General features: G+C 47.0%; 8 protein-coding genes. 4 read left to right on the top strand and 4 right to left on the bottom strand.

Translation table 11 applies throughout. The features are described from left to right. Positions 1–245, bottom strand: a 245-nt coding sequence (locus OEM52_03665; protein MDK9699236.1) for a hypothetical protein, incomplete at its 3' end; no start/stop codon positions are given. Positions 246–767: 522 nt separating this feature from the next. Between OEM52_03665 and OEM52_03660 the strand changes: the two genes are divergently transcribed. Together OEM52_03660 and OEM52_03655 are read left to right on the top strand one after the other, a co-directional pair. Beyond that, positions 768–1772: a hypothetical protein gene (locus tag OEM52_03660; GenBank protein MDK9699235.1), complete on the top strand. Its 1005-nt coding sequence runs from the start codon at positions 768–770 to the stop codon at positions 1770–1772. A 13-nt stretch (positions 1773–1785) separates the two neighbouring features. Beyond that, positions 1786–2796, top strand: coding sequence for a hypothetical protein (locus OEM52_03655; GenBank protein MDK9699234.1), 1011 nt, complete (start codon positions 1786–1788; stop codon positions 2794–2796). On the opposite strand, the gene OEM52_03650 is transcribed toward OEM52_03655, so the two are convergent. The 3 genes from OEM52_03650 to OEM52_03640 form a co-directional block, all read right to left on the bottom strand. Beyond that, the gene (locus OEM52_03650) at positions 2771–2914 is read right to left on the bottom strand and encodes a hypothetical protein (protein MDK9699233.1); all 144 of its coding nucleotides are present in this window, start codon (positions 2912–2914) and stop codon (positions 2771–2773) included. The two genes, OEM52_03655 and OEM52_03650, sit on opposite strands and share 26 nt — an antisense overlap. Positions 2915–3108: 194 nt before the next feature. After that, the gene (locus OEM52_03645; GenBank protein ID MDK9699232.1) at positions 3109–4662 is read right to left on the bottom strand and encodes a T9SS type A sorting domain-containing protein; all 1554 of its coding nucleotides are present in this window, start codon (positions 4660–4662) and stop codon (positions 3109–3111) included. Between the two features lie 296 nt (positions 4663–4958). Beyond that, complete coding sequence (locus OEM52_03640) at positions 4959–5192, bottom strand: hypothetical protein (GenBank protein ID MDK9699231.1); 234 nt, start codon at positions 5190–5192, stop codon at positions 4959–4961. A gap of 55 nt (positions 5193–5247) precedes the next feature. Here OEM52_03640 and OEM52_03635 point away from each other — a divergent pair, with 55 nt between their 5' ends. Continuing rightward, entirely contained in the window at positions 5248–5496 is a 249-nt protein-coding gene (locus OEM52_03635) for a hypothetical protein (GenBank protein MDK9699230.1), read from the top strand. Positions 5497–5584: 88 nt separating this feature from the next. Further along, positions 5585–7006: a sigma 54-interacting transcriptional regulator gene (locus tag OEM52_03630; GenBank protein MDK9699229.1), complete on the top strand. Its 1422-nt coding sequence runs from the start codon at positions 5585–5587 to the stop codon at positions 7004–7006. Positions 7007–7025: the final 19 nt, after the last annotated feature.

Genomic DNA, 7025 nt, shown 5'->3' with positions numbered 1-7025 from the left:
CCCCTACCCAGCTCTCTGTTCCCTGTCCCCTGAGTAATCCCATCCCGTTCGAGGAACCAAGTCATGCCATTCTTTGCTTGACACTTGTACAACACCCGCGCATCCCATTGTCCTTTGTTTTCAGTGAAGAAAAACGGTTTCGGAATACTCTGTGTCATCCCGGCAGTGGCAGCGTAGCTGTGACGAACTTCCCCACCAACCAAACCGAGTGAAAGTAGTGTGAGCGTTAGTATGCGTCGGAACATCTTTATGCCCCCCGGGTAATGCGAGAAGAATTGTAACAAGAAATCGACAAAGCACATTCTTGACCTAATACAACAATGTGAGTTAAACATTGATTGGGATCAATAGTATCGTGTTGGCAATGTCGGATGGGCATTGTAGAATGTGGTAGCATCATATCGCCAGATCGAATCACCGGAACCTCAGTTATCAGCAAAGTGTGATCAACAATGTTCGAGGTAAAAAGCAGTGATAGTAAAATAGTGTTGAGAGAATCAATCAACAAGTGATTATCGATAGTCTTCTACACAAAACTCAACAAATGCGATCACCACTACAACGGCGCTCGGTACAACGGATCGTATTTGATCCTGCATATGAATCTATCTCACACAGATTACACATCTTTCAATTTCAATCGATGTCATTACTCCAACTCGACCCTTCAAGAAACTTTTCAAAGTCGTCGAATTTCTTTGACTTTGTCATCACCGAATCGTAGCTTGAAATGCCCGAATGTTCGGGTATATCGCAAGGAGGAAATCATGGACGCTCGAATTAGTACAATCTTGTTCGCAGTTTTCGCACTCACCACGCTTTCTACCGCCACTGTCCGATTGGTCGACAATAGTACCAATGCCGCATCCAATGCGTATACCACCGTACAAGCAGCAAACGATGCCGCACTCGATGGCGACACGATTTATGTCATCGGCAATGGTGCAAGCTATGGAAATCTTGTGACAACCAAAGTTCTCTACTGGTTCGGTCCCGGATATTTTTTACCAAATAACCCGGAAACACAGGCCAATCCAGGGGCTGCACGTACGGGCAACGTCACTTTCAGTACGGGTTCCGCCGGCTCTTCCTTCACGGGTTTTCAAGTGGAAGGTTTAGTTGATTTTAATGCCGGTAACATTCTCTTCCGCCGCAATTATGCAACGCATACAAGTTCCCAAACTCACATCGACATTGCAGCACCGAATGTTGTCATCGATCAATGTTACTTTCGGCATGCGTACACTACTACCTACTATACATTCATTAGTATGACGGCAGCAGCAAGTAATACAACATTCCGCAACTCCATTCTCTACAGCTCTAACAATGAAATCATATCGAACAGCAGCGCTGGCGCTCTAACCTTCAATCATTGTGTTTTTCGGATCTACAGCCTCAATGTGTACAATGCAACTATCACCAACTGCATTCTGCAGTCTGGTACTTATACTGCAAACAATAATGCAGTGTACAACTCAATGTGCAACAGTACGCAATTTCCGGCTTTGAACGGAAATCTGCAGGATGTCAACATGAGTACTGTCTTCCAAGTCAACAACCTTTACGATGCCTATTACTTGTTGGCGCCGAATTCGCCAGCGATCGGTACCGGTCAGAACGGGGTCGATATGGGGGCCTTTGGAGGGCTGTACCCCTATGTGCTGAGCGGAATTCCCAATTTACCAACAATCACTTACATCGAAGCGCCAATCTCAGGAAGTACAGTAAACGGCTTACCAATTACTATTCGCGTTCGCGGACGAAACTGAAAGGAGGTTACGGATGAAGCCCAGTGCTAAACATGTCCGACTTCTCCAGCGTAGAAAGATTCGATGGTTGTTTGCGGTAGTTGTTGTTGCATTTACGTTCTCGCTGGCTTCTGCGCAAGTCGTCGATGCGCTGGAGTATTACTTCGACAATGATCCCGGTTTTGGTAACGGGACACCGATAACGATACCCCCCGCCGAATCATTGCAGGTCAACCTTACATCGTTTGTACCATTAACAACGGGCGGTGTCCATACCCTCTATGTCCGGGCACGGCAGAATGGAGTATGGGGATTACCCGGTGTTCACCGCTTCTGGTCCGAACCGACGGCACCTGGTGTCCCTTCGATTACCCGGCTCGAATATTACTTAGACAATGATCCGGGGGTAGGCAGTGGAATGCCGTTAACGCTTATCGGGCATGACTCAACTACCCGTTCGCTTACAGTGCCATTGACGAACCTATCACCTGGCTTTCATTGGCTTTATTTTCGGGCGTTAGATAGCTATGGCGGGGTCTCATTACCGCTTCCCCGACCACTTTGGGTAGAAGCAGTTGAGTATAATCGTTCGATGGTAAACGAAGTCGGTGTTTTCTTTGACACCGACAATGGGCCGGATAGTGACCAGATAATTCCCCTCGTCCCTTCCGATTCGCTCACGGCAAACCTCATTGTGAGTTTGGAGAACCTGACACCGGGTTACCATAATATGGGCATTCGGATTCGAGATGCAGTCGGAAAATGGTCATTGCCGTACATGAATCGGGTACTTGTTCTTGCTCCCCCCGATGCGCCGCAATTCCTGGTGATTTCCTATTCCGACGGTGATGCGATACTTACTTGGTCGTTACCCACTGTACAAATGGATAGTTTTCGGATCTATCGAAGTACCGATGGAATGTTTACACCACCAGCCAACGGGACGCTCATCGCCACGGTGGATGGAACCACATCGACGTTTACCGATACCAATGTCGACGGGGAATTCTATTATCGGGTTACAGCGTATACTGTTGACGAGTGACAAATCGTTGCGCTGGAGAATTCTGTTGCAGCATATCATTCCTGGGATATTCATTTCCGGTAACTACCGGTGCGCAATAATTCCAAGTTGCATTCAAAAAGAGAGATTGCTTCGTCATAACACTTCGTGCTGACGCACTTTGTTGCATTCCTCGCAAAGACAAGATGAATGCAACTTGGTATATAAGCAGTCAATGAGATACATCTAAAGCAACATGAGTGGTTTTCGTTACAAAACACATTTCGTTGTTGTTAAAGAAAAGATTGACAAGTTGATACCAATAAATACTTCTGGAGAGAACGTTCTTCTTGATCACTTGTTGTAAACAATGGCTCCCGTTTGGGAACTTCCGTTGGATTGAAGACAAATGAAGTACTTGCCACTAGCGAGGGCTTGGGGTTGCCAATGTATTGTCTGCTGGTTCCCTGCGGGAAAGTAACCGCGATGCAGTGTCTCGACTTCCCGTCCAGTGAGATCGTAGATAGATATGGTAGCTTCGCCTGGCTGGGGTAACCGGAAGCGAATTGTTACCGACGAATTGAACGGATTCGGATAAGCGGGCAATAATTCTATTGCATTCGGTAGCGAGTACGTCACATTGCCCGGATCACCAATTCCATTTTCCGGGAAAACAGGAGTTGTGCGGAAGGGGATCGCATTAACCCAGCTCGGTAAATTTGTACCCAATCCATAAGGCAGGCGCGGATGTCTTGGTCCGGTAGGGTCACCCCAATAGCAATTTGGTGCAAGGAGCGTGTCGGGTGCCCAATCTTCATTAAAATAGAAATTCGGAATTCTAATGAAATCGCTGTTTTCAAAAAAACCGTATGCTTGAGGATTGCGACCAGTGAAAATCCCGCCATTTTGTGTGTGGAAAATGCAAGAATCGACGCTTAGGTTTTGTTGTATAAAGATGTTCCGAAAGTTACTAATGTTCAAAAAAGTGCATTTTAAAAAACTTACTACTCCACTGCCCTTAAAAAATGAAGTATTGTAAATAGTACATCCCATTACATTTTGAAAGCGGCAATTACTAAAACGAATGGTATCATTGTCCCATCCAGTCCAAACGAGTGTATACCAAATGGGAAGCTCGATATCCTCAAACACACAATTTGACACTTGTACATTTCCGCCTAACACTAATGCTAACGTGCCGCATTGTGTGAACCTCGTATTCGTTACAATCGCGCCATCAATCCCGCAAAGTCCCGCTCCACCATTTCGTACTTCACAGGAATCGACGATCAGCTGTCCCCAAACATAGACGTTTTGAATGTCAATACCGAACGGTCTCCCCATAAACGTGGTTTTTCTTAATGTCAATGTCCCGTGAATTACTTCGATTGCATTGCTGGAACCGACATCCGGTCCGTCGAAAACGGAATTTTTTACAATTACTTGGGAGCTGTCCGCGTAAACAGCTACAGTTCCGCTATATCTTGCAGTATCGAAGTTACCAGCTACACGGCATTCGTTTATCGTTATAATGCCGCCAATCGCATGAATTACGCCTCGATTCACTACGGGGATTCCAGAACCAGAAAATGATAACCCAAGAATTGCGACGTTGCACTGGTTAGAAAAAATCACTCGACCCGTATCGGGAATCCAGATCGTTTGACAAATATCGAATGTGTCGTGTGTAAATAACCAATGTGAGGCAAATGTCATATTCATCGTCGTAGCAACGCGTTCCCGATAAGTACCTTGTGCGAGCATAATTGTGTCGTTTGGCTGTGCAGTGAGCATTGCCGCATTGATGGTTGGGTAAACACTAGGAACTTGCCGGACTTCGGAATAGCAAATAGAATAGGTATACACTAGGCAACACAATACTACAAAACAGCGAATGTGTAGTCTCATGTAATCCTCCGATTCTAACAAGTTCCCAGTGAACTATCCACTTTGTAACAATACTATATACCGCCGCTAACAAATATTGTCGCGAGTGTGAAATCACATCACAGCTTTAACATGAGGTTTTTCTGTTAAGGTGGTTTGAGCTTCAATGCACATATGCGACATTCTTACTGAGCAATGCTATAACACTACAATTTCCACAAAACCATGTGAAGGGTTCCATTACCGGTTTGGTGAATGGACTTCCACACATATTGACCGGTCGGAGGATTCTCGATGGTTACCGCGGTGCCTCCAGCTTAGGTAGCAAAAAAATACGGTGTTGATTCGCCTACCGGGGTGAGGATTGTTTTCGCATAATTACTTGCATTGCCGCCCCATTCAATTTGATAATCGTCCGAAGAATACAACACAACGATATCACTGTTTTCTGGTTCTTGTGGGCTTACTTCATGATCTGCCACTAATGTCAAAGCTAGCGCGACAGAAAACAATACAAGAATTGATAATGGTACTACTATTTGAACTTTCATACTACCTCCAGAAGTTTACATCATTTGCAACCAAGTCGCCAGTCGATATGGATGTGTGAGCGAGAATTCCTGTCAATTACATCCGTTCGATTCTCTGGCAACAAACCTAAGTTATTGTTTTATTAAAAGCTTAGATGCAAGTGGATTGATGGGGGTTGGTGAAGATTTTCACAGTCATTGGCTGTGCAAAGCGGATCGTCAAAATGCTAACTATTTGTATTCAAAAGAAGAAGTGCATAATCATCGAATCAACTTACTCTCTGAGCGAGTTGGAGTAAACGAAATTGATGAATTGACAAAATAATACACCCGCTTCTGTGACATTGCGGGATGTTGCAAGCCCGTTACGTGGTTACTACTTTGTAGTGTTCCATAACACACCAATTCTTTTCATGACAGAAAGCATCACCCAAGACCTCACTACGTTGCGCGCAGTCATCGACTCGTTGCCTGATGCCGCATTCGTCGTCGATACCGATTGGCGAATCCGGCTGTTCAATCGCCGCGCCCAGCAACTCATCGGACTCACCGAATCCGATGTTTTCGGCAGGATTTGTCAACATGTCTTGAATGCCGACGCTTGTGCCGCATACTGCCCGTTGGCGATTACCCTTCGTTCCGGTCACAGCCAATTCGATCACCGGGTTACGGTACACCATGCCGATGGTTCCCCCTTAAATGTTTCCGTCAATACATCGGTTTGGTTAGACGACGATGGAAAAGCGGCGGGTGGGGTCGTGACATTGCGCGATCTGACACCGGTTACAACATTGTGTTCCGAACCGGGCACCGAGCAGGAATTTTGCGGGATGATTGGAGCGGCGCCAGCGATGCGCGAGCTGTTCCAACAAGTGAAAGCCCTCCGAAAAAGCCGAGCAACGATACTAATCCGTGGCGATTCCGGTACCGGAAAAGAACGGCTTGCCCGCGCTATCCACACCAATAGCACGGTGTCCGATGGTCCCTTTCTCGCGGTGTCGTGTGGTGCGATTCCTGATACATTATTAGAATCGGAGCTGTTCGGTCATCGGAAAGGGGCGTTTACCGATGCGAAACATCATCATAGTGGCTATTTTGAGCGGGCGAGTGGCGGCACCCTCTTTTTAGATGAAATCGGCGAAGCGTCGCCACTGCTACAAGTAAAATTATTGCGGGTCTTGGAAGAACACCGGATTACCCCGGTTGGCGGCGAGCAGTCATTTCCGGTGCAAGTCCGGGTAATTGCAGCAAGCCATCGCGATCTTGCGCAGGAAGTCGCGCAAGGAAACTTCCGCAGCGATCTCTATCACCGGCTTGCGGTTGTTCCATTGGAAATTCCTCCGTTACGGGAACGTAGCGAAGATGTCCCCCTCATGGTCGAGGAGTTTCTCGCCCAAGCCCGATTACGGAAAGAAACCGAGTTTCAGCATATTTCAGCGCCCGCGATTCGCCGGATGCAGTGCTTCCCATGGCCCGGCAACGTCCGGCAACTGGAAAATGCCGTTGCGTATGGGGTTGCGATTGGCGAAGGGGAAATGCTCGAAGAGCGCTTCCTTCCCCCCTATTTACTGAAAGTGGTTCCCGATGCGCGAATACCGCAGGCGGGCATCGACGCCGGGGTGAATCCACTGCTATTGGCGTTGGCACAAGCAAACAATAAGGTCGCAGTCGCGGCAAAATTATTGGGAATTTCCCGGGTAACTTTCTGGCGTCGATTGAAAGCATTACAAGCCTCGAATCAATTTGCCAAGTCCATCGAACCGATCCCGGGCAGCATTGTACAAACTTTCACCTGTCCACCCGGTTTCACTCCTCCGCAAACCGTTTCAGAGTAACCACACTCGTTTCATTATG

It is taken from the genome of bacterium (genome assembly GCA_030247525.1).
In the GTDB taxonomy this organism is placed as follows: Bacteria; Electryoneota; JAOADG01; order JAOADG01; family JAOADG01; genus JAOTSC01.
Note: the sequence above shows the minus strand (reverse complement) of the source record. Positions and strands in the feature narration are given on the sequence as shown.